21 protein-coding genes and 1 pseudogene are annotated in these 19917 nt (G+C 73.7%); 8 read left to right on the top strand and 14 right to left on the bottom strand.

Going from position 1 to position 19917, the window contains the following annotated elements; all coding sequences use genetic code 11:
- Positions 1-125: 125 nt before the first annotated feature.
- Together CG736_RS38005 and CG736_RS25420 are read right to left on the bottom strand one after the other, a co-directional pair.
- Positions 126-2072, bottom strand: a complete 1947-nt coding sequence (locus tag CG736_RS38005) for a putative Ig domain-containing protein (protein WP_232734170.1) — start codon at positions 2070-2072, stop codon at positions 126-128.
- 420 nt (positions 2073-2492) lie between these two features.
- Entirely contained in the window at positions 2493-2780 is a 288-nt protein-coding gene (locus CG736_RS25420; protein ID WP_198520606.1) for a hypothetical protein, read from the bottom strand.
- A 3-nt stretch (positions 2781-2783) separates the two neighbouring features.
- Here CG736_RS25420 and CG736_RS39010 point away from each other — a divergent pair.
- Positions 2784-2942 (top strand): annotated as a pseudogene (locus CG736_RS39010) (hypothetical protein); the annotation flags it as partial.
- A 23-nt stretch (positions 2943-2965) separates the two neighbouring features.
- Complete coding sequence (locus CG736_RS25415; RefSeq protein WP_157815730.1) at positions 2966-3559, top strand: WD40 repeat domain-containing protein; 594 nt, start codon at positions 2966-2968, stop codon at positions 3557-3559.
- On the opposite strand, the gene CG736_RS25410 is transcribed toward CG736_RS25415, so the two are convergent.
- Both CG736_RS25410 and CG736_RS25405 read right to left on the bottom strand, forming a co-directional pair.
- A complete protein-coding gene (locus tag CG736_RS25410; protein ID WP_100588493.1) occupies positions 3538-4119 on the bottom strand; it encodes a hypothetical protein in 582 nt (193 codons plus the stop codon). The genes CG736_RS25415 and CG736_RS25410 overlap by 22 nt on opposite strands.
- A gap of 206 nt (positions 4120-4325) precedes the next feature.
- Entirely contained in the window at positions 4326-5192 is an 867-nt protein-coding gene (locus CG736_RS25405) for an NUDIX domain-containing protein (protein WP_100588492.1), read from the bottom strand.
- A 212-nt stretch (positions 5193-5404) separates the two neighbouring features.
- Here CG736_RS25405 and CG736_RS25400 point away from each other — a divergent pair, with 212 nt between their 5' ends.
- Both CG736_RS25400 and CG736_RS25395 read left to right on the top strand, forming a co-directional pair.
- A complete protein-coding gene (locus CG736_RS25400; protein ID WP_232734169.1) occupies positions 5405-7183 on the top strand; it encodes an oleate hydratase in 1779 nt (592 codons plus the stop codon).
- Positions 7184-7433: 250 nt separating this feature from the next.
- Positions 7434-8768 carry an MFS transporter gene (locus CG736_RS25395; protein ID WP_232734168.1) on the top strand — a complete coding sequence of 445 codons (1335 nt, stop codon included), beginning with the start codon at positions 7434-7436 and terminating at the stop codon, positions 8766-8768.
- A 137-nt stretch (positions 8769-8905) separates the two neighbouring features.
- Here the strand turns inward: CG736_RS25395 and CG736_RS25390 are convergent, their stop codons facing one another.
- Positions 8906-9622 carry an MHYT domain-containing protein gene (locus tag CG736_RS25390; RefSeq protein WP_232734167.1) on the bottom strand — a complete coding sequence of 239 codons (717 nt, stop codon included), beginning with the start codon at positions 9620-9622 and terminating at the stop codon, positions 8906-8908.
- A 262-nt stretch (positions 9623-9884) separates the two neighbouring features.
- Here CG736_RS25390 and CG736_RS25385 point away from each other — a divergent pair, with 262 nt between their 5' ends.
- Positions 9885-10292 carry an NTP pyrophosphohydrolase gene (locus CG736_RS25385; protein ID WP_100588488.1) on the top strand — a complete coding sequence of 136 codons (408 nt, stop codon included), beginning with the start codon at positions 9885-9887 and terminating at the stop codon, positions 10290-10292.
- A 40-nt stretch (positions 10293-10332) separates the two neighbouring features.
- Here CG736_RS25385 and CG736_RS25380 read toward each other — a convergent pair whose 3' ends face one another.
- Positions 10333-11277, bottom strand: a complete 945-nt coding sequence (locus CG736_RS25380; protein WP_100588487.1) for an AraC family transcriptional regulator — start codon at positions 11275-11277, stop codon at positions 10333-10335.
- 83 nt (positions 11278-11360) lie between these two features.
- Between CG736_RS25380 and CG736_RS25375 the strand changes: the two genes are divergently transcribed.
- Positions 11361-12197 (top strand): NAD(P)H-binding protein, encoded by an 837-nt coding sequence (locus CG736_RS25375; RefSeq protein ID WP_100588486.1) that lies wholly within the window; start codon positions 11361-11363, stop codon positions 12195-12197.
- Positions 12198-12236: 39 nt separating this feature from the next.
- Here the strand turns inward: CG736_RS25375 and CG736_RS25370 are convergent, their stop codons facing one another.
- The 6 genes from CG736_RS25370 to CG736_RS25345 form a co-directional block, all read right to left on the bottom strand.
- Positions 12237-12554 (bottom strand): hypothetical protein, encoded by a 318-nt coding sequence (locus CG736_RS25370; protein ID WP_100588485.1) that lies wholly within the window; start codon positions 12552-12554, stop codon positions 12237-12239.
- Entirely contained in the window at positions 12551-12712 is a 162-nt protein-coding gene (locus CG736_RS36520; RefSeq protein WP_157815729.1) for a hypothetical protein, read from the bottom strand. Before CG736_RS36520 ends, CG736_RS25370 begins: the two co-directional genes overlap by 4 nt.
- A 188-nt stretch (positions 12713-12900) precedes the next feature.
- Positions 12901-13194: a hypothetical protein gene (locus CG736_RS25360; RefSeq protein ID WP_157815728.1), complete on the bottom strand. Its 294-nt coding sequence runs from the start codon at positions 13192-13194 to the stop codon at positions 12901-12903.
- 313 nt (positions 13195-13507) lie between these two features.
- Positions 13508-13795, bottom strand: a complete 288-nt coding sequence (locus CG736_RS25355; RefSeq protein WP_100588482.1) for a hypothetical protein — start codon at positions 13793-13795, stop codon at positions 13508-13510.
- A gap of 101 nt (positions 13796-13896) precedes the next feature.
- Positions 13897-14601 carry a bifunctional 2-polyprenyl-6-hydroxyphenol methylase/3-demethylubiquinol 3-O-methyltransferase UbiG gene (locus CG736_RS25350; protein WP_232734166.1) on the bottom strand — a complete coding sequence of 235 codons (705 nt, stop codon included), beginning with the start codon at positions 14599-14601 and terminating at the stop codon, positions 13897-13899.
- A 53-nt stretch (positions 14602-14654) separates the two neighbouring features.
- The gene (locus tag CG736_RS25345) at positions 14655-15725 is read right to left on the bottom strand and encodes a glycoside hydrolase domain-containing protein (RefSeq protein WP_369880462.1); all 1071 of its coding nucleotides are present in this window, start codon (positions 15723-15725) and stop codon (positions 14655-14657) included.
- A 218-nt stretch (positions 15726-15943) separates the two neighbouring features.
- On the opposite strand from CG736_RS25345, the gene CG736_RS25335 reads away from it, so the two are divergent.
- Positions 15944-16396 (top strand): BlaI/MecI/CopY family transcriptional regulator, encoded by a 453-nt coding sequence (locus CG736_RS25335; protein ID WP_100588479.1) that lies wholly within the window; start codon positions 15944-15946, stop codon positions 16394-16396.
- A gap of 3 nt (positions 16397-16399) precedes the next feature.
- Positions 16400-17332, top strand: coding sequence for a M56 family metallopeptidase (locus CG736_RS25330; RefSeq protein ID WP_100588478.1), 933 nt, complete (start codon positions 16400-16402; stop codon positions 17330-17332).
- A 79-nt stretch (positions 17333-17411) separates the two neighbouring features.
- On the opposite strand, the gene CG736_RS25325 is transcribed toward CG736_RS25330, so the two are convergent.
- Positions 17412-18986: an LCP family protein gene (locus CG736_RS25325; protein WP_100588477.1), complete on the bottom strand. Its 1575-nt coding sequence runs from the start codon at positions 18984-18986 to the stop codon at positions 17412-17414.
- Positions 18979-19647, bottom strand: a complete 669-nt coding sequence (locus CG736_RS37190) for a DUF6542 domain-containing protein (RefSeq protein ID WP_198520612.1) — start codon at positions 19645-19647, stop codon at positions 18979-18981. Before CG736_RS37190 ends, CG736_RS25325 begins: the two co-directional genes overlap by 8 nt.
- Positions 19648-19917 lie beyond the last annotated feature (270 nt).

The raw sequence follows: 19917 nt of genomic DNA, 5'->3' as shown, positions 1-19917 counted from the left end.
AACGGGTCGGGCGGGCGGGCGCGGATTGGACGCGGCGGCGGCGCTGCCGGATCCGCTGCGCGCAACGGCGCCGGGGCGGGCCCGCAGTGGGCCCGCCCCGGCGCCCCCGAGGGGGTGGTGCCGCGTCAGGAGACGTTGAGCGCGGTGTCGTCGATCACGAAGCTGGTCTGCAGCGAGGCGTCCTCGGCGCCGGTGAACTTCAGGGTGACGCTCTGGCCGGCGTAGGACGAGAGGTCGAAGGACTTCTGGACGTACCCGGTGGCGGCGTTCACGTTGGAGTAGGTCGCCAGGGTGGTGGAGTTGGCCTGGACGGTCAGCTTGTCGTAGGCCGTGGTGCCGGTCTCGGCGGTGTCGATGTGCAGCCAGAAGCTGAAGGTGGCCTTGCAGCCGGCCGGGATGGTCACGGTCTGCGAGACGGTGTCGGTGTGGGCCGAGCCGTAGCCGTCCATCCAGGCCTTCCAGGAACCGCTGTGGGCGGCCTCGGAGGCGGAGTTGTCGACCACGCCGGTGCTGGTGGTCCACGGGGCGGCGGTGCCGGTCTCGAAGCCGGCGTTGCCGAGCAGCTGGCCGGCGGTGCAGGTGCCGCCGCCGCTGCCGGCCTCGGTCCAGCCGAAGCTGGTGGAGCCGGCCGCGCCGGTGGTGTCGGTGGCGGTGACGGTCACCGAGGAGGTGCCCGCGGCAGTCGGGGTGCCGGAGATCAGGCCGGTCGAGGAGTTGATGGACAGGCCGGCCGGCAGGCCGGTGGCCGCGTAGGTCAGGGTCTGGCCGGACGCCGAGTCGGTGGCGTGGATCTGCAGGCTGGCGGCGGTGCCGACGGTGCCGCTCTGGCTGCCGGGGTTGGTCACCGTGACGGTGTTGGTGGTGCCGCCGCCGTGGGTGAGGATGGCGTGCGTGATGGCGCAGGAGTTGGTGTCGTTCGACCAGCTGGCCTGCTCGGCGAAGGTGCCGAAGGAGCCGAAGCTGACGTTGGCGGCGCCACCGGCGGTGCCGGGCTGCAGCCAGGCGCACTCGTCGGAGTTCTCCTGGCCGTTGTACGAGGAGCCGGAGACGTGGTTGGTCCAGCCGCCGGCCGGGTTCTGGTCGGACATCATCTCGTGCCACTCGTGGCCGAGGGTCATCGTCCAACCGTCCAGGGTTCCGGGCGAGTTGACGAAGCCGACGCCGCAGGAGGAGCCCATGTCGATGTTGTACGGCTGGTTGGAGAACGCGATGTCGCCGTACGAGGAGCTGACGGCGCCGCCGGTCAGCGTGGTGTCGCCGTTCCAGTCGTGCCAGGCGCAGTAACCCTGGGTCGGGCTCTGGTAGTTGTCCGGGTTGGTGCCCTTCGGGGAGAGCACCACGTAGTAGGCGTCGCGGTTGGCCGCGGCCGTGGTGTTGCCGAAGTGGGCGGCCGCGTTGACGGCTTCGACGCCGAGCTGGTGGCCGGTGGAGGAGGCCGGGGAGGCGCCCGTGTTGTCGTACCAGACACCGGAGAGCACGCCACCGGTCTGGTACGGGACGAACGCGGCGTTCGCCGGGCAGCTGACCGCGCCGGAGGCCACGTTCGGGCCGTCGCACCACTGGGTGAGGTCGGCCGACCAGGTCTCGCCGTTGGTGCCGATGCCCTTGAACATGTTCTGCGCGGCCTGCGCGGCGCCCGCCGTGTCGTTGGAGAACGTCAGGTTGCCGTTGGCGTCGGTGCCCTGGGTGCCCCACTGGGTGCCGTAGAACACCAGGTACACCTTGGAGTGGCCGCTCTGCACGCCGATGCCGTCGACGCCGCCGCCGTACGACAGGGTCTGCTGGCCGGTGGCCGCGGCCTGCGGCTGGTTCGCGATGAGCTGCTGCTTCTGCTTCGCGTACTGCTTCATGCCCGGGATGGTGCTGTCGGTGAGCGCCGGGCTGAACGGGTTGAACTCGTTCGAGATGCCGCCGGTTCCGGCGGACCCGTGGTGGGCCTGGCCGGAGACCGACGCGGACGCGGCGGCCGGCTGCGGGGTGGAGGCGTTCGCCGGGGCCGCGGCAGCGGCTATTCCGGCGGCGGCGATCACGAGCGAGGCGGCGCCGGTCAGCGCCGTCAGCCTCGACCGCATGGCAGTGGGGGAAAATCCCATGGGTGGGGGGCCTCTCTCCTCCGGCCGCCCGCACCTCGGTGGGGCGCAGCGCGGCCGATAAACCTGGGGCGGGAGCGGGACGGTCAGAACCGGGTACCGGCACCGGAATTCACCGCGCCGATTTCCTGACTGTCCGCGGCCAGAAGCAAAGCAGAGCCGCTGACGGGCAGTCAATGGAGCCGGTTAAGGAAATCCTCAGGATCGCTGTCCGCGCAGGTGGCACGGCATGTCGGGCCCGAGCCCCGACTCCTCGGGGCGTCAACAGTTTTCAACTTGGCATCCCTGTTCTTGGCACTTCGGGTGGAATTCGCTACCGCCCCTTTGCGAGATTTTTTGAATTCCGGACAGAAAAGGCCCGGCCGCCGGGGACCCCGACGGCCGGGCGCGGTGCGCGGATTGTCAGTCCGTCAGGTTGACCGGGCGGTAGGCGTGGTAGTTGTCGCCGCCCTTGAGGCCGTAGGTGTGCGAGGTGTGCCGGGTGCCGACGCCGCCGGCCTGCTCGTAGGCGTGGTACGAGGTGTGCTTGCCGTTGTCCCAGCTGTCGAAGATGACGACGTGCCGGTGGTCGGGGTCGCTGCTGTCGGCCTTGATGACCAGGTCGCCCTGCCGCAGTTCGGACGTCTTGATCGCCTTGGTCCAGCCGTCGGGCCCGCCTACGATCCAGGGGCGCTGCCGCTGCTGGCGCACGCGATGTGGCAGCAGCGCACCGGCCGGGCACTGTCGTTGGCGGGCTATCGGGCGATCAGCGGGCTGCACGGCGCGGTGGCGCTGACCGCCGGGCGGGCCTGGTCGCGGCTGGACGGGCCGGCCCGGGCGACGGCCCGCCGGGTGCTGCTGCGGCTGGTCCATCTCGGCCCGGACGGTCAGGTCGCGTGGCGCCGCGCCGAGTCGGCGCAGCTGGCGGCGGCCGACGCCGGGTGGAGCGGGTGCTGGCGTCCTTGGCGGACGACCGGCTGCTCACCGTCGCCGATCCGGGCGGGCCGGTCCGGCAGAGCGACTTCGAGCACCTGGACCTGGTGTACCGGCTGGCCGTCAGCCCGGACGGCCGCTACCTGGCCACCGCCGGCAGCGACCGGCTGGTGCACGTGTGGGACACCCGCACCGGCGAACGGCGGGCGCCGGACCCGTACCTGTCGGACGACGACACGGTGCTGGCGCCGGCGTTCACCGGGGACGGCCGGACCCTCGCCACGGTGGGCCGCGAGGGCCGGCTGCGGCTGTGGGATCCCGCCCGTCCGAACGCCCCGGTCGTCACCCTCACCGGCCCGGCGCAGGCACTGAACGGCCTCGCGTTCCTGCCCGACGGCCGGGCGCTGGTCGGCGGCGACGACGGCGCCGCCCCGCTGTGGAGCCTCGTCCCCGAGGCGGCGGTGGCGCGGGCCTGTGCCGTGCTGCGCGCCCCGCTGCCCCCCGAGGAGTGGGGTCGGCTGGTGCCGACCGTCGCCTACCGGCCGGACTGCGGCTGACCCGACGGGCCGTCGGGTCGACGGGACTGGACCAGGGCGACGTAGCGGACGGTGAAGACCATCGGGACGACGAAGCCGGCGATCTGCACCAGCAGCGAGGCGAGCGAGTGGCCGTGGCCGCCGTGGGCGAGGACGGCCAGCACGACGGCGGTGACCGCGAACGCGCCGGTCCACACCGAGGTGATGATGACGTTGACCCGGATGAACGGCTTGAGCGGCCAGATCTCGGGCGGGGTGCTGCGCTTGGCGATGCCGAGGGTGAAGGGCTTGCCGATCAGCAGCGAGGTGCCGGCGATGAGGGCGAGGCAGGCGGAGGAGAGCGTCGCGGAGTAGTCGCGGACGCCGGAGTGCGGGTCGGCGAAGGCGATCGCGGCGAGCACGGCGAAGAACAGCGCCGAGCCGAGCTCGATGATCAGCGCGTCGTAGGCGGCGCCGGCCCTGCGCTGCTGGAGGATGACGGCCGCGGCGACGACCAGACCGGCCAGGGCGGCCCACTGCCACTGGGAGGACGGGATCACGGCGAAGACGATCCAGGGCAGGAAGGTGCGCAGGTACGACATTGTGGTGTGGATTCCCCCTCGGTGGAGCGGCCGCTGCGGCCGTGCTGTCGGAAAGCCTATCCACTCGGCACACCGATCACACCGAACCTCCGGACACCGACCATTGACTTTCCGTCAACTCCCTGATTCACCACGGCAGTACGGCCCCGCAGCCGTGACGGAACGTCAGGAACGTCCGGGTCCGCGGCGGGGCCGGCGGCGCACGGTCAGAGGTGGGCCAGGTAGTGCGCCACGTACGGCGGGGTGCGCAGGGCGGGGATCTCCTCCCGGGGCACCAGCCGGATCGCCTGGCCCTCGCCGAGGACGAGGGCGCGTTCGGGCCCGTCGTAGACGGCGTGCAGCACGGTGGTGGTGTCGGCGATCAGCGGGTGCCGCGGTGCGGGCAGCGGGCGCAGCGCGGTGACGGTGATGCCGGCTTCTTCGCGGATTTCGCGGGTGGCGCAGTCGTGCGCGCTCTCGTGGCCTTCGCGCCAGCCGCCGATCGGGGCCCAGTGGCCGGGCCAGGCGATGCCGGGGTGGTCGTCGCGCAGGTTGAGCAGGACGCGGTCGTGGGCGGGGGTGGTGATCAGGACGAGGACGCCCTCGAAGGCGTCGGCGCCGGTGTCGGGGTGTTCGGCGTACAGGGTGGTGCGGGCGCGGCGGGCGCGGTCGACGAGCATCAGCCGGCGGTGGTCCTGGGGGCGCATCCGGCTGCGCCAGCGCCACAGGGTGTCGACGGCCCAGTCGGTGTGCTCGGCGGTGAGGCGGATGCGGTGGAGTCGGTCGTCGTCGAGGGTGCCGCCGTCGAAGACGAAGCCGGTCCTGGCCAGCGGGCGGTCGGCGGCGGGGGCGTGGTGCAGGACGGCGAGCAGGCGGCGCCCGACGGTCGACTCTTCGTCGCTCATGTCGAGTCGGAGGTGTTCCCGGGCTCCGCGCAGGGCGGTCTGCCAGGGGGTCTCGCCGGGGGCGCTGTCGCCGCCGGGCAGTTGCCAGCGGTCCGGGTGGCGGGCGGAGCGCAGTTGGAAGGGGTGGCCGTGGCGGTCGGTGAAGTAGAGCGCGCCGCAGCTGGTGGTGAGGGCGGTCGGACCAGTCATGGAGGTGTCCTCCTCCTGTCGGCGTGGGCCTGCTGCCGACCCTGCGCAGTGGCGCGGCGGGTGTCAATGCCCCGCGCGGAACCGGCCGGAGCATCGGTCCGCCCATTTCGCCTGAACGGCGCAATGCGGGCATCCCGCCGTGCGCGCCGACATAAGGACGGGTTGGGTGGGACTCGGGGCCGGCGATCTTGGTCGGCTCTGTGGAACGACGGATGAGGGAGCGCGCGATGTACTACAGCAGCGGCAACTACGAGGCGTTCGCACGGCCCCGCAAGCCCGCCGGCGTGGACGACAAGCGGGCGTGGTTCGTGGGCTCCGGGCTGGCGTCGCTGGCGGGCGCGGCGTTCCTGGTCCGGGACGGGCAGATGGCCGGCGAGCGGATCACGATCCTGGAGCAGCAGCGGATCCCGGGCGGCGCGCTGGACGGCATCAAGGAGCCGGAGCGCGGGTTCGTGGTGCGCGGCGGCCGCGAGATGGAGAACCACTTCGAGTGCCTGTGGGACCTGTTCCGTTCGGTCCCGTCGATGGAGATCGAGGGGGCGAGCGTCCTCGACGAGTTCTACTGGCTGAACAAGGACGACCCGAACTTCTCCCTCCAGCGCGTCACCCACCAGCAGGGCCGGGACGCGGGCACCAACGGCCTGTTCGCGCTGACCGACCGGGCGCAGCGGGACCTGATGAAGGTCTTCATGGCGACGCGCGAGGAGATGGAGGGCAAGCGGATCGACGAGGTCTTCGGCGAGGACTTCCTGGCGTCGAACTTCTGGCTGTACTGGCGCACCATGTTCGCCTTCGAGCAGTGGCACTCGGCCCTGGAGATGAAGCTCTACCTGCACCGTTTCGTGCACCACATCGGCGGGCTGCCGGACTTCTCGGCGCTGAAGTTCACCAAGTACAACCAGTACGAGTCGCTGGTGCTGCCGCTGGTGAAGTGGCTGATGGACCACGGCGTGGTGTTCCGGTACGACACCGAGGTCACCGACGTCGACTTCTCCTTCGCGGACGGCCGCAAGCAGGCGACGGCGCTGCACTGGATCTCCGGCGGGGAGCCGGGCGGCGTCGAACTGACCGCGGACGACCTGCTGTTCACCACCATCGGCTCGCTGACCGAGAACTCCGACAACGGCGACCAGCACACCCCGGCGAAGCTGGACGAGGGCCCGGCGCCGGCCTGGGACCTGTGGCGGCGGATCGCGGCCAAGCACCCGGACTTCGGCCGCCCGGACGTGTTCGGCTCGCACGTCCCGCAGACCAAGTGGGAGTCGGCGACGGTGACCACGCTGGACCGCCGCATCCCCGAGTACATCCAGAAGGTGTGCAAGCGCGACCCGTTCTCGGGCGGAGTGGTGACGGGCGGCATCGTCACCGTCCGCGACTCGTCCTGGCTGCTGAGCTGGACGGTGAACCGGCAGCCGCACTTCAAGCAGCAGCCGAAGGACCAGATCGTGGTCTGGCTGTACTCGCTGTTCGTGGACGTGCCCGGCGACTACGTGAAGAAGCCGATGCAGGAGTGCACGGGCGAGGAGATCACCCGCGAGTGGCTGTACCACCTGGGCGTGCCGATCGAACAGATCGACCGGCTGGCGGCGGAGGCGGCCAAGTGCGTGCCGGTGATGATGCCGTACGTCACCTCGTTCTTCATGCCCCGCAAGGCGGGTGACCGTCCGGACGTGGTGCCGCCGGGCGCGGTGAACTTCGCCTTCATCGGCCAGTTCGCGGAGACCACCCGCGACTGCATCTTCACCACCGAGTACTCGGTGCGCACCGGCATGGAGGCGGCCTACCAGCTGCTGGGCGTCGAACGCGGCGTCCCCGAGGTCTTCGGCTCGACCTACGACGTCCGCGCCCTCCTCAACGCGGCCAGCCGCCTGCGCGACGGCAAGCCGGTCTCCCTCCCCGGCCCGCACGTCCTCCGCAAGCGGCTGAACGCCCGCCTGGAGACGTCGGAGATCGGCGAACTGCTGAGCGAGTACAACCTGCTGCCGGAGTAGCACTGCCGGAGCAGCACCGCCGACCACGGGTGCCCCGGGCCACTGCGGCCCGGGGCACCGTCGCGTCCACTCGGCGCTGAACGCGCCGCACAGCTCGGAGCCGGAGGAGTGCGGGGTGCGCATCGGGGCATTCTGCCGCCCGCCGGGGCCGGTTGACCACTGGTTTTCATCTCGACATCAAGCATCTTGATATCAAGAGATTTCTCGGGCAGAGTGCTCCCGGTACGGATCGAACAGCGGTGGGAACGGGGTGGCGACGGTGGGGACGGCGAGCAGGGAACGCGGTGGCGGGGCCGGGTTGTGGGCGCAGCTGCGGAATCCGCCGGGCGGGGCGGCCGGGCGGACCATGCTGGCCGTGGTGTTCACCGACCGGACGGGGTCGGGGGTGTGGGCGGCGGCGTGCGTGCTGTACTTCACTGAGGTGGAGCGGCTGACGGCCGGGCAGGTCGGGCTGCTGCTCGGCGTCGCCTCGGTGGCGGGCATCGCCGGTTCGCCGCCCGCCGGGCGGCTGGCCGCGTCGCTGGGGGGCCGGCGGGTGCTGATCGGGTGTCACCTGCTGCGGGCCGCGGCGCTGGCGTCGGTGCTGCTCTGTTCCTCGTTCGGCGCGCTGCTGGGCCTGGTGGCCGTGACCGCGCTGGGCGACCGGGCGGCGCGGGCAATGGAGATGCTGTTCGCCACCGACGTGGCGGGCGACCGGCGTTCGGTGTACCGGGCGCTGTCCCGGACGGCGATGAACGCGGGGTACGCGGCGGGCGCGGGCCTGGCCGCGATCGGACTCGCGGTCGGCACCCCGGCCGCGTACCGGGCGCTGCTGCTCGCCGACGTGCTCTCCTTCCTGCTGTCGGCCGCCCTGGTCGCCGGCGTCCGGGAGCCGCGGCACGAGGGCCGGGTGGTCGCCGGGTCCGGGCAGCCGGCGCCGGACGCCGACGCCGCGCCCCGGCCGAGCCCCTGGCGGGACGGCGGCTACCTGCGGTTCGTCGCGCTGGACTGCGCGCTGACCATCGACGACGCGATCCTGAACGTCGGCCTGCCGCTGTGGCTGATCCACGCCACCCGTGCGCCGCACGCGCTGGTCCCGGCGTTCCTGGCGATCAACACGGTGCTGGTGGTGGTCGCGCAGCTGCGGGTGTCCGCCCGGGTCCGGACGCCCCGTCAGGCGGTGCGGGCGGTGCCGATGTACGGCTTCGCGGTGCTCGGCTGCTGTGCGGCGGCGGCCGCCGCGCACGGCCCGGGGCCGGTCCTCGCCTCGGTGCTGCTGCTGGCGGCGGCGGTGCTGGTGACCTTCGCGGAGCTGCTGCGCTCGGTGGTGTCCTGGGAGTTGTCGGTGGCGTTGGCCCCGGAGCGGGCCCGCCCCGAGTACCTCGGCGTGGCCGGAATGGCCCAGTCCACCGAGAAGGCGGCGGGCCCGCTGCTGCTGACGGGCGCGGTGCTCTCCACCGGCCCGCTGGGCTGGCTCGCCCTGGGCGCGGCGACCACCGCCGCGGCGTACGCGCAGCGGCACTTCGGCACGGCCCGGCTGGCCGCCGCGACGGCCGGCACGCCCGAGGACGCCCGGCTGGCCGCGCCGTCGACCACATCGCCCTGAGCTCGGCCGACCTCCCGGCCGCCGCCCCGAACGACCGGAACGCCGAACGGCCGGAACGCCGAACGGCCGGAACGCCGAACGCCGCCCGGGGAGTCGGGCGGCGTCAGGTGCGGCGGGGTACGGCGGGGGCGCTGCGGTCAGCGGCGTTCCTGGCCGAACAGGTCGACCCGGATCGGTTCGACGGCCGGGCCGGCGCCGGGCTCGTCGTCCTGCGGGGAGAAGGCGACGGCCAGGCCGGCGACGGCGAGCACCACCACGATGCCGACGGCCACCGGCAGGGCGAACTGCGAGGCAGGGACGCCGGTGCCGGCCGCGCGGCCGTCCAGGGTGACGGTGACGGCGGCCATCGCGGTGTAGTGCATCGCGACCACGGCGACGCCGGCGATCAGCGCCGCACCGAGCGCCGCCGCCAGGCCCTTGATGTGCAGCGTCATCCACAGCGCGGCGGTGGCGGCGGCGATCGCGATGGCGACCGAGGCGACCACCAGCAGGGTGTCGTAGGAGACCGCGCCCTCGACCTGCATGGCGGCCATGCCGAGGTAGTGCATCACGGCGACACCGCAGCCGGTCAGCACGCCGCTGGTCAGCAAGGTGCCGGTGCCGCTGCCGCGGTAGCCGACGTAGCCGATGCCGAGGCCGACCACGACGACCGCGACCAGCAGGCTCAGCAGCGTCAGCGGAATGTCGTAGACCAGGGTGGAGGCGTCCACCATGAAGCCGAGCATCGCGATGAAGTGCATCGACCAGATTCCGCAGCCGAACGCGCCGGCCGCCAGCGCCAGCCAGCCGGCCCGCTTCCGCGAGGGCAGCGTCACGGCCCGGGCCGTGCACCGCAGTCCGATGGCCGCGCCCACGCACGCGATGGCATACGCGACGACCGGGTTCACCCACCCGTACTGAAAACCGTCGAGATGGGCCATGGTGCCGTGATTCATGAGAGGAGGTCCGATCGGGAAAAGCGAATGCTCGTGCGGGATTGCCGCACAGACAATACCGCCCAGTAGTGACTGGTCCGTACCAAACCTCAGAAACCTCCTTTACGCTGCCTTTTCGCCTCCCCCACGACCTGCGCATCGCCGAGCACAGCGCCGGCGCACCGTGGCAGTCTTGACGTCCATGGAGAACTTCGACGGCCCGGCCGATCCCCGACCGCCCCTGCTGGTGGTGGACGGCGCGAACGTGGTCGGCTCGGTCCCGGACGGCTGGTGGCGCGACCGGCGCGGCGCGGCGGAGCGCCTGCGCGACTCGCTGGCAGCGGTGGCCCGCGACGGACTTCCGGAGCTGCCGGGCCCGCTGACGGTCGTTCTGGTGGTGGAGGGCGCCGCGCGCGGGGTGGAGTCGGTGCCCGGTGTCCGGGTGGAGTCCGCTCCCGGCAGCGGTGACGACCGGATCGTCGAGCTGGTCGCCGGGGAGCCCTCCCATCGGTGCGTGGTGGTCACCGCCGACCGCGGCCTGCGCGAGCGCGTCACCGCGCTCGGCGCCACTCCCCTGGGCCCGCGCGCCGTCCGCCGGCCGGGCGGCTGAGCAGGCCGCCGGCCGGAGCGGCCGTCAGGCGGAGCAGCCGTCAGGCGGAGCGGTGGGCGCGGCGCCAGTGCGCGGGGCTGGCGCCGCGGGCGCGTTTGAAAGCGGTGCTGAAGGCGAACGCGTCCTCGTACCCGACCTCCCGTGCGACGGCGGCGACGGTGCGGTCGGTGTCGCGCAGCCGGTCGGCGGCCAGGGTCATCCGCCAGCCGGTGAGGTAGCCGAGCGGGGGTTCGCCGACGGCGGCGGTGAAGTGCGCGGCGAACGTCGCGCGGGACTGCCCGACCTTCGCGGCGAGTTCGGCCACCGTCCAGCGGTGCCCGGGGTTCTCGTGCAGCAGCCGCAGCGCCTCGCCGATCGCGGGGGCCGCCAACGCCCGGTGCCAGGACGGCAGTCGGGCGTCCGGACGGGCGCACCACTCGCGCAGCGCGAGGACCAGGACCAGGTCCAGCAGCCGTTCGAGGACGGCGTCCTGGCCGGGCGCCTCGTGGGCGGTCTCGGCGGCGAGCAGTTCCAGGACGGCGCGGGTGCGCGGCCCGGCGGGGACCACGGCCAGCGGGGTGAGGGTGCGCAGCAGACGTTCGCCGACCTCGCCGCGGATCTCGTACGCGCCGCGCAGCAGGGTGGTGGCGCCGGGCAGCCCGTCGCCGTAGGTGCGGGGCGCGAGCGGCTGCTGGGCGGGGGCGTCGGCGTCGATCAGGTGTTTGCGCCCGTCGCGGACGACCATCTGCGGCGGGGTGTCCGGCGAGTCGGCGATGGTGTACTGGGCGGTGCCGCTGACCAGTGCGATGTCTCCGGCGGCCAGCCGGACGGGCGCGGCCCCCGGGTCGTCGTCGAGCCGGACGCTCGCCCGGCCGCCGAGGGTGGCGACGACGGTGAGCGGCGGGGCGTCGGCGAAGGTCGTCGCCCACGGGGGTCGCTGGATCAGTTGCCGGATCTGCGCGTTGGTGGCGCGGGCCCGGTGCAGCAGATCACTCAGAACGTCCATGTGACGCCACGTTAGACGATCACGAAGGTCTGCGCGACGATCTCCCATGGATCGTCCGAACTCGGCGCGGTTGGCTGAGGGGCATGAAGAGCATCCTGGTTCTCGGCGGCACCGGCACGACCGGCCGCCGCATCGCCCGCCGGCTGTCCGCCGACGGTCTGCCCGTCCGTACCGCGTCCCGCACCGGCGGCGACGTCCGGTTCGATCTCGACGATCCGACGACCTGGGGGCCCGCGCTGGCCGGGGCCGGTGCGATGTACCTGCTGGAGCCCGCTCTGCGCCCGGGCGCGGACCGGCGGCACCGCGTTCCCCGCCTGGTGTCCGAGGCGGTCGCGGCGGGCGTGACCCGGCTGGTGCTGCTGTCCGCGTACGGGGTGGGCGGGGCCGACGACGGCCACCCGCTGAAGTCGGCCGAGCAGGCCGTCCGCGGGTCCGGCGTCGACTGGACGATCCTGCAGCCCGACTGGTTCGCGCAGAACTTCAGCGAGTCGTTCTGGCTGCCGGGCGTCCGCTCCGGCACGCTCGCCGCCCCGACCGGCGACGGGCGCACCCCGTTCGTCGACGCCGAGGACATCGCCGCGGTCGCCGCCGCCGCCCTGACGGAGGATCGCCACTGCGGGCGCACCTACCGGCTGACCGGCCCGGCCGCGCTCTCCTTCGGCGAGGCGCTCGACGTGATCGCCGCCGCGACCGGCCGGACGCTCCGTCACCTCGACGTCCCCGCCGCCGCGTTCGCGGACCGGCTGACCGAGGAGGGCGTCCCGGCGGCGGCCGCCCGGCTGCTCACCGGTCTGCTGGTGGACGTCCGCGAGGGCCGCGGCGCCACCGTCTCCGACGGCGTCCAGCAGGCTCTCGGCCGACCGCCCCGCTCCTTCGAACAGTTCGTCGGCGAGGCGGCCGCGGCCGGGCGCTGGGCCTGAGCCGGCCGCAGGATCGCACCGGGGCCCGGGCCTCGCCGGTCAGACCAGGCGGGTACGGGCTCCGGTGGGGCGGGTGCGGCCGCGGGAGGTGGGGGCGGGGCGGGTCGGCCGGCGGTCCCGGCGCGGCTGGTCGCGGCGCGACTGCTCACGGCCGGCGAGGGCGGCCTTGAGGGCGCGGACGGCCAGCAGGACGGCGACGGCGGCGAGTTCGGTGGGCTCGGCGGTGCCGCTGCGGGCGGCCGCTGCCTGGCACACCGAGCACCAGACGGCGCTGGCCCGACCGCCGTCGGGGTAGTGCAGGGCGGGCGGCACCAGGTAGTGGCAGCCGCAGCCCTGGCAGACGAAGACCAGCCTCATCGGTGCACCACCCCCGAGCCCGCGCACACCGTGCACGGCGACCAGAAGGTGCGCCGCACGGGTTGCTGCCACCCCTGGCCGTCGGTCTCCACGGAGTGTTCGGTCTTCTCCGTGCCGCGCGCCCCGGCGCAGCCCGGGCAGGTCTGCTGCTCGGTCATCGTCCACCTCCAGAACACAGACCGTAGCGTGTCGACCCCGGTGAGCGACAGCCGTTCGCCGTCGGACCACTCCCGGATGCAGCACCGGCCGCGCACCCACCGCGCGCGCCACGGCGCCCCGCGCCGGTTTCGCGCCCCTTGCACGCCCCCGTTGACCCGTGCCGCTGCCCGGCGCCGGTGACCCGCCGTCAGCCGGTGGGCCAGTCCGCCGGGGAGGCCTCGACGTCGTTGCCGCGCACCCACACGGTGGAGACGCCGAGCAGGCGGCGCATCACCGCGAAGCCGCCTTCCCACCCGCCGGGCAGCCGCAGCCGCCCGGAGCGCACGCTGCCCGCGCTGAACCGGGTGTCCCCGCTCTCCAGGACCCCGGTCCAACCGGGCAGGCCGAGTTCGGGGACGTTTCCGGTCAGTTCCACCTGGACGGGGATCTCCAGTCCGTCGGCCAGCAGCAGGGCGGGGCCCCGGTACACGGGTGTGCTCATGCGTAGAGCCTGCTTGACCTGCCGGTATCTACGCAAATCCCGCAATCCCGATGGATCCGGGCAGCCCCCGGCGACCCCGCCGGCCGAACAGATGACGGCCGGTCAGTTCGGTTACGGTCAGCGGCATCCGAGCCCCTCGGCACGCTCCCGGCTCCCGGCGACCACCCGGGCGCACTCCTTGGGGTCCCGCCGGGCCGGCCGTCGAAGGGCGGCGGCAACCTGGGATTCCGGCGGGGCGCCGTCGTCGGGGATGGTCCGGCGGAAGCCCAGGGGGCCGCTCAGCGGCTGCCCGAGCCTCCGCCCAGGGTCCGGCTCAGCGGCTGCCGAGGCGGCGCTCCAGCTCCTCCAGGTAGCTGTCGCCGTAGGCGTCCGCGAGGTCGTCCAGGTCGATCATCGGAGGAATGTCGATCACGGGCTGACGCTCGATCAGGAACGCCACGGTCTCGTGCACCACGCGCCCCTCCTCGACCTCCGGGAGCCCGGTCCGGTCGAACACGCCGTCGGTGACCCGGACCTGGGTGGAGGCCTGGGCCGAGCCCTGCTCGACCCGGACCAGGTATTCGCGGTCGCCCAGGGGCTCCACCCGGATGTCAGCTGCCATGGCGCAGGTCGTCCTTCCCTCGGTGCTCGGCCGTCGGGGCCGTGCCGGTCATGGGTGCCGACGCCGCGCGGCCGACCCGCCGGGCGCCGGGCGTCTCCACCTTACGACCTGCTGACGCCGTCTCCCGCCAGGCCCTGCCCGTCCCGCGCCCCGGGGACGGCGGCTGACGGCTCGTCGGCGGCGTGCAGCGCGAGGTAGGTCCAGCTGACGCCGGCCCTGGCGTGCGGGTCCTCGCGGTGGGCGAGGTGCAGCGGCGCCAGCCCGTTGGCGCGGGCCAGGGCGACCGTCTCGGGTGCGCCGACCGGGAACATCCGGCGGCCGGGCGGCACCGGGCCGTGGCGCAGCGAGAGGACGATCCGGCCGCCGTCGGCGAGCAGGCGGGCCAGGGTGGCCATGGCGGCGGCGCGCTGTTCGGCGTCGAGGTGCATCCAGACGGCGGTGAGCAGGATCAGCTCGTAGCGGTCGGCGCGGGCGGTGAGTTCGGGCAGCTGCGGGAGGGCGTCGTCGACCCAGTCGACGGCGTGCCGGGCGTGCCGGGCGCGGGCGAGTTCGCGCATCGCGGCGGTGGGTTCGACGGCGGTGACGCGGTGCCCGGCGGCGGCGAGGGCGGCGGCGTCGCGTCCGCTGCCCGCGCCGATGTCGAGCACGGCGGCGGGCCGGGTCGGGAACAGGTGGAGCACCTCGCGGTGGACCTCCGCGAAGCTCACGCTCTCGTACTGTTCGACCAGGGCTTCGGCGGCGTCGGCGTATCCGGCGGTGCTGTCCATGGCCGACAGGGTGCCGGGGTCCGTGGGTTCGCTGTTCACAGCGGCACGCTAGCGCACCCCGGCATCGCCGCCTCCCCTGCCCCGACGGGCCGTCAGCCGACGACGGCGACGGGCGCGTCCCAGGCGTTGCGGTCGACGGTGAGGGCGGCGCCGCCGTAGGTCTCCTTCTGGTTGACCTGGTACTGGTGGGCCCGGCGGTGGCCGGTGTACAGGCCGCCGGCGAACGGGAAGCTGCCGGTGGTGTCGGCGGCGCCGTCGTAGCGGGCGTACCAGAGGGCGTCGGGCAGGTCGGCGGCGCCGGCCCCGGCGGCCTGGGCGATGCCGGCGGCGCTGGACGAGGCGAAGCCGTAGAACCCGGCCCAGTAGCCGGAGTTGTGCACGGCGCGGTTCCAGGACTGGGTGTAGGCGAGGACGGCGTCGGCGCAGCCGGTGTCGGCGGTGTTGTACGCCTCGACGTCGAGGTAGAGGGTGCTGCCGGCGCGCATGCCGAGGGCGGCGGCCTTGGCGACGGCGTCGTTGCCGTCGCTGGTGCCGAGCGTGGTGGCGGTGTCGGCGGTGAGCTTCTCGGGGCTGTTGCCGGTCTGGCACGGGGGCTGCGCGCCGACGTACAGCGGGACGAGCTTCCAGCCGGTGTTGGTGACGGAGCCGACCCAGCCGGCGGTGAGCTGGGGCTGGGCGCAGCCGCGGTTCTTGCCGCCGATGTAGACGGCGGCGGCGCCGTAGGGGGAGGTGCCGTACCAGGCGTTCATGGTGGCGAGCGGGGGTGCGGTGCAGGTGTCGAAGGCGAGTCCGGTGAACGTCGCGGGGGCGGTTCCGGGCTTGGCGGCCGGTGCGGCGTTGCGGGCGGCCGCGGGGGCGGTGGCTCCGGCGGAGGCCGAGGGGGAGGCGGATCCGGAGGGCTTCGCGGAGGCGGAGGCCGACGGGGAGGCCGAGGTGGAGGGGGACGCGGATGGGGAGGCGCTGTCGCCGGGCGCGGGTGCGGTGTCCGGGTCGGTGGGGGCGCTCGCGGCGGGTTCGGCGGCCCGCGGGGCGGGGTGGTCCTTGGTGGTCGCGGCGAGGGCGGCGACGCCGCTGCCGATGACCAGGACGGTGGCGGCGGAGAGCAGGACGGCACGGCGGCCCCGGGGGCGGCGGGACGATGCGCGGGCGCGGCGGTGCGACACGGGGCTCTCCTGGGCGGAACAGGGCGGAACGAGGTGGGGGGAGGGCGCGGCGAGACATGATCACCGCGGGTGCCGCACACCATAGCGGGTCCTCGGTCAACTGTTCGTTCGTGGTCGGCAAACGCTTTCCCGCTCCGTCCCGCCGGGTGGGCGGCCCCTAGGATGGGGGTGAACAGTCCGAGTCGAGCGCGGGGCGGCCGCGGCGGAGGGAGTCTCCGATGGAGTTGGCGGGCCCCGATCCGGAGATGGGCGAGTCCGGTGACGGCGAGGAGGGCGGCCGGCGGCGCCGCGGCCAGGGTGAGCTGGCGACCGAGGTGCTCACGGTGCTGCACGGCGCGCCGGGGCCGGTGACGGCGTCCTGGGTGCAGGAGCAGCTGGGCGGCGAGCTGGCGTACACCACGGTGATGACGATCCTGTCGCGGCTGCTGGCGAAGCAGGCGGTGTCGCGCAGCCGGGTCGGGCGGGCGTACGTGTGGTCGGCGGCGGCGGACGCGGCGGCGGGTCTGACGGCCCGCCGGATGCGCCGGCTGCTCGACACCGAGCCGGACCGGGACGCGGTGCTGGCGAGTTTCGTGACGGCGTTGACGCCCGAGGACGAGCAGCTGCTGCGGTCGCTGCTGAACGCGGCGGACCCGCCGGGGAGCGGCACGGGCCGGGGCGGCGGGGGCTGAGCCATGGGCTTCTTCGTCTTCCTCCCGCTGGTGCTGCCGTTGACGTCGTGGCCGATCGCGCGGCTGGCGGAGCACCATCTGCACCCGCGTCGCGCGGTGCGGCTGCTGAGCTGGATCGGCGTGTCGATGGCGGTGTGCAGCACGCTGGCGCTGGGGCTGCTGTTCGTGGTGGGCACCGCGCAGATTCCGGGCAACCCGCTGCCGGACAGCTGGTCGGATCCGGAGATCCGGACGGCGGTGCCGTTCCACGAGGAGGTGGGCACGGCCGCGGTCGTCGGCCTGGTGACGGTATTGACGGCGTGTTCGCGCTCGTTGCGCCGTCATCTGCGGATCCGGGCGCGGGCGCAACGGGCGCTGGCGCCGATGCCGCTGGACTCGGACCTGGTGGTGCTGCCGGACCCGGAGCCGTACGCGTACGCGGTGCCGGGCGTGCCGGGCCGGGTGGTGGTGTCGACGGCGATGATGGACAGCCTGGACGCGGACGAGCAGCGGGCGCTGTTGGCGCACGAGCGCTCGCACCTGGCGAACCGTCACCACCGCTACCTGTTGGCGGCGCAGTTGGCGAGCTGCGTCAACCCGTTCCTGCGGCCGCTGCAGAAGGCGGTCGGCTACGCGACGGAGCGGTGGGCGGACGAGGAGGCCGCGGGTTCGGTGGGCGACCGCCGGTTGACGGCCCGCGCGGTGGCCCGGGCGGCGCTGGTGACGCGCTCCGCGGGGCCGGCCCCGTCGTTCGCGGCGTTCGCCGCCCCGGGGCCGGTCCCCCGCCGGGTGACGGCCCTGCTCAGCCCGGCCCTGGGCGAGTCCTGGCCGCCGCCGGCCAGTCCGGCCGGTCTGGCGGCGATGGTCGCGGCGGCGGGCACGGCGGCCTCCGCGGTCTTCGCGCTGAACGCGGCGGTGGCGCTGCTGCTGCTGGTGAAGGCCGCCACGCCCTGGTAGCCCGCCCCCTCGACCGACCGGAAGGCCCCCGCTGCTTCGGCGGGGGCCTTCTCTCGTCCCTGCGGGCTCCGGGCGGGAGTCAGTCCACGCAGGGCACTCCCCCGGCCTTGACCGGCGGGCCCTGCATCTGGAGCGTCGCGGCGGGGTTGGGGTCGGCGCCGGCGGTGGGCGTCCCGCCGGGGGCGGTGTACTCGGTGCCGAGGGTGATCTGGACGTGGCCGGCGAGGACGGCGGTCGAGGCGGTGGCGGTGGCGCCGTAGCGGGTGGCGATCTGCTGGGCGGCGTCCTTGGCCCCGGCGCCGTACTTGACGGTGGTGCTCTTCGGCCTGGTGTCGGAGTTGGTGGCCTTTCCGGCCCGGTAGCCGAGCGCGGTCAGCGCCTTGGACTCGTCGGCGGCCGCGCCGGTGACGGGCGAGCCGTTGAGCACGTCGACGGTGGTGTCGGCGGCGTTGGCGGGCGGCGCGGCGTCGGGTGCGTCGGTCGTGGCGGCGGGCGCGGGCGCGGGGTCGGCGGCGGCCTGGCCGAACAGTTGCTTGACGATGCGTCGCAGCTTGCCCGGGTCGACCTGGTTGACCTCCTGGCCGCCGATGTTCGCGAACTTGTCGATCGGCAGGGTGTTGAACTCGACGTTGCCGCCGGTCAGGTTGGGCGCCTGCTGGGCGAAGTCGAGGATCTGCCAGTCGTCGTCTATCACCACGTCCTTCTTGACCACGTCGAGCAGCGACTGCATCTTGCCGAGGTCGTCCATCACGCCCTGCTGCTTGAGCTTGTACTCGACGGAGGCGATGAAGGCCTGCTGGCGGTGGGTGCGGTCGAGGTCGCCGTTGGTGAGGTTGTGCCGCTGGCGGACGAAGGAGAGCGCCTGGGCGGCGTCCAACTGGCTCTCGCCGGCGGGCAGTTGCAGGCCGGTGCCGCCGCCGGGCCGGATCACGTTGCCCTTGCTGTCGGTGACCCGGGAGACGATCGGGTCGTTGACGGGCTTGTTCAGGCAGACGGTGATCGGCTGGACGGCCTTGGCGATGTCGTAGAAGCCGAGCAGGTTGACCTCGGCGAAGTGGTCGATCGGGATGTCGAGCAGCTTCTGCACGGTCTGGATGGTGGCGGAGCGCCCGGCCTCGCGGCTCTGGTGCTCCAGGTCGGCGCCCTTGACGCCCTTGGCGCGCAGCTTCTGCTCGGCGGCGTCCTTGGCGTACCCGTACGCCTCCTTGATCTTGTGCATCTTGCCGTCCGCGCCGTACGTCTGCACCCAGTCGTCGCGCGGGATGGACACCGCCTGCACCTTTCCGCTGGGCGGGATGTGCAGCACGATCAGCGAGTTGGTGTTGTAGCCGCCGATCTCGCTGGAGCCGGCGTGCAGTTCGTCCTGGACGAACTCCTTCGGCAGGTCGTTGCCGTCCATGTCCTTTCGGCTGTCCAGGCCGATCAGCAGCAGGTTGATGGACTTGTCGAGGTGCTTGGGGGCGTTCTTCTTCGCCTCGTCCAGGGCGTGCGAGCGGGTGACGCCGTTCAGGTCGTTGACGGTGTACCAGGCGAAGCCGCTGACGGCGAGCACGGCCAGCGAGACGCCGCAGGCGACGGTGCGGCCGGCGATCACCAGGGGGGCGGGGCGGGACGGGCGGGCGCCGCCCCGTCGGGCGCTGCGTTGCTCAGCCATGGTGGGCCTTCCGGGTGCGGCGGGTGCGGACGACGGTGGCGAGCAGCGCCGCGGCGACGGCGGCGACCATCGGCCAGAACTGACCGCTGACCAGCCGCAGGCCCTGGGTGGCGAGTCCGGCGCCCTGGTAGCGGTCGCTGCGCGCCAGGTAGTCGACGGCGCAGGCGACCGTCAGCGTGACCACCGGCGCGCCGCTGACGATCCACCACCAGCCGCGCCGGGTCGCGACCAGCGCGGCCATGCCCGCGCCGAGCACCGCGCACGTCGAGTAGAGCCAGCCGAGTCCGCCGCCGAACAGTTCGTCGGCGAGCGCCCCGAGCACGGGCAGTCCGAGCGCCGGCAGCACCGCGGGCATCCGGTTCGAGGACGCGGCCGCCGACCGGCGCCGCTCGGCCCGCGGGGCCGCGGCCGGGCGCCCCTCGCCGGACCGCCGCTGCGCCCCGGTCCGGCGCTGCTCGGTGACGCGTCGCCCGGGCTCGCGGTAAGCGTTTTCCGACTGCCGCCCGGAGGCACGGCGCGCGCCCTCCGGCTGCCGCCGTCCGGCCCGCTGCGTCGGCATGGACGTCCCGCTCGGTCCGGGGGGCGTCGGCGCCTGCTGCCCGTACTCGTCCCGCCACAGCGGTGTCGCGCCGCGCGAGCGCGCCGGCCTTCGCCCGGTCATGGTCACCCCTTGTCCACTGCCGCGTCGCCGGTGCGACGTTCGGCCGGTTCGGCCTGACAGACGCACACCGGACGCCGTCCGGTTCCTCTACACGCATGTAGAGGTTGGAGCGAAGCATACAAATTCATTCCGGGTACGTAAGCTCACCCCCAGGTCGTCGCGGCGGGCCGCCCGCCGCGGGCGACACCTGGCAGAACGCAGCAGGCCGTCGGCAGGACACGGCCGCCGGTCGGCGACGGACCGGTGGCCGGGCAGGCGGACCCGGACAGA

Origin of the sequence: Kitasatospora sp. CB02891 (assembly GCF_002803145.1) — a bacterium.
In the GTDB taxonomy this organism is placed as follows: Bacteria; Actinomycetota; Actinomycetes; order Streptomycetales; family Streptomycetaceae; genus Kitasatospora; species Kitasatospora griseola.
The sequence above is the reverse complement of the archived record's forward strand: the minus strand, read 5'-3'. Positions and strand labels throughout refer to the sequence as shown.

Coding starts and splice junctions, on each gene's coding strand:
- CG736_RS38005 (WP_232734170.1), bottom strand. CDS start 2,072: ATGCGGTCGAGGCTGACGGCGCTGACCGGCGCCGCCTCGCTCGTGATC.
- CG736_RS25410 (WP_100588493.1), bottom strand. CDS start 4,119: ATGTCGTACCTGCGCACCTTCCTGCCCTGGATCGTCTTCGCCGTGATC.
- CG736_RS25405 (WP_100588492.1), bottom strand. CDS start 5,192: ATGACTGGTCCGACCGCCCTCACCACCAGCTGCGGCGCGCTCTACTTC.
- CG736_RS25400 (WP_232734169.1), top strand. CDS start 5,405: ATGAGGGAGCGCGCGATGTACTACAGCAGCGGCAACTACGAGGCGTTC.
- CG736_RS25385 (WP_100588488.1), top strand. CDS start 9,885: ATGGAGAACTTCGACGGCCCGGCCGATCCCCGACCGCCCCTGCTGGTG.
- CG736_RS25380 (WP_100588487.1), bottom strand. CDS start 11,277: ATGGACGTTCTGAGTGATCTGCTGCACCGGGCCCGCGCCACCAACGCG.
- CG736_RS25375 (WP_100588486.1), top strand. CDS start 11,361: ATGAAGAGCATCCTGGTTCTCGGCGGCACCGGCACGACCGGCCGCCGC.
- CG736_RS25370 (WP_100588485.1), bottom strand. CDS start 12,554: ATGAGGCTGGTCTTCGTCTGCCAGGGCTGCGGCTGCCACTACCTGGTG.
- CG736_RS36520 (WP_157815729.1), bottom strand. CDS start 12,712: ATGACCGAGCAGCAGACCTGCCCGGGCTGCGCCGGGGCGCGCGGCACG.
- CG736_RS25360 (WP_157815728.1), bottom strand. CDS start 13,194: ATGAGCACACCCGTGTACCGGGGCCCCGCCCTGCTGCTGGCCGACGGA.
- CG736_RS25355 (WP_100588482.1), bottom strand. CDS start 13,795: ATGGCAGCTGACATCCGGGTGGAGCCCCTGGGCGACCGCGAATACCTG.
- CG736_RS25335 (WP_100588479.1), top strand. CDS start 15,944: ATGGAGTTGGCGGGCCCCGATCCGGAGATGGGCGAGTCCGGTGACGGC.
- CG736_RS25330 (WP_100588478.1), top strand. CDS start 16,400: ATGGGCTTCTTCGTCTTCCTCCCGCTGGTGCTGCCGTTGACGTCGTGG.
- CG736_RS25325 (WP_100588477.1), bottom strand. CDS start 18,986: ATGGCTGAGCAACGCAGCGCCCGACGGGGCGGCGCCCGCCCGTCCCGC.
- CG736_RS37190 (WP_198520612.1), bottom strand. CDS start 19,647: ATGACCGGGCGAAGGCCGGCGCGCTCGCGCGGCGCGACACCGCTGTGG.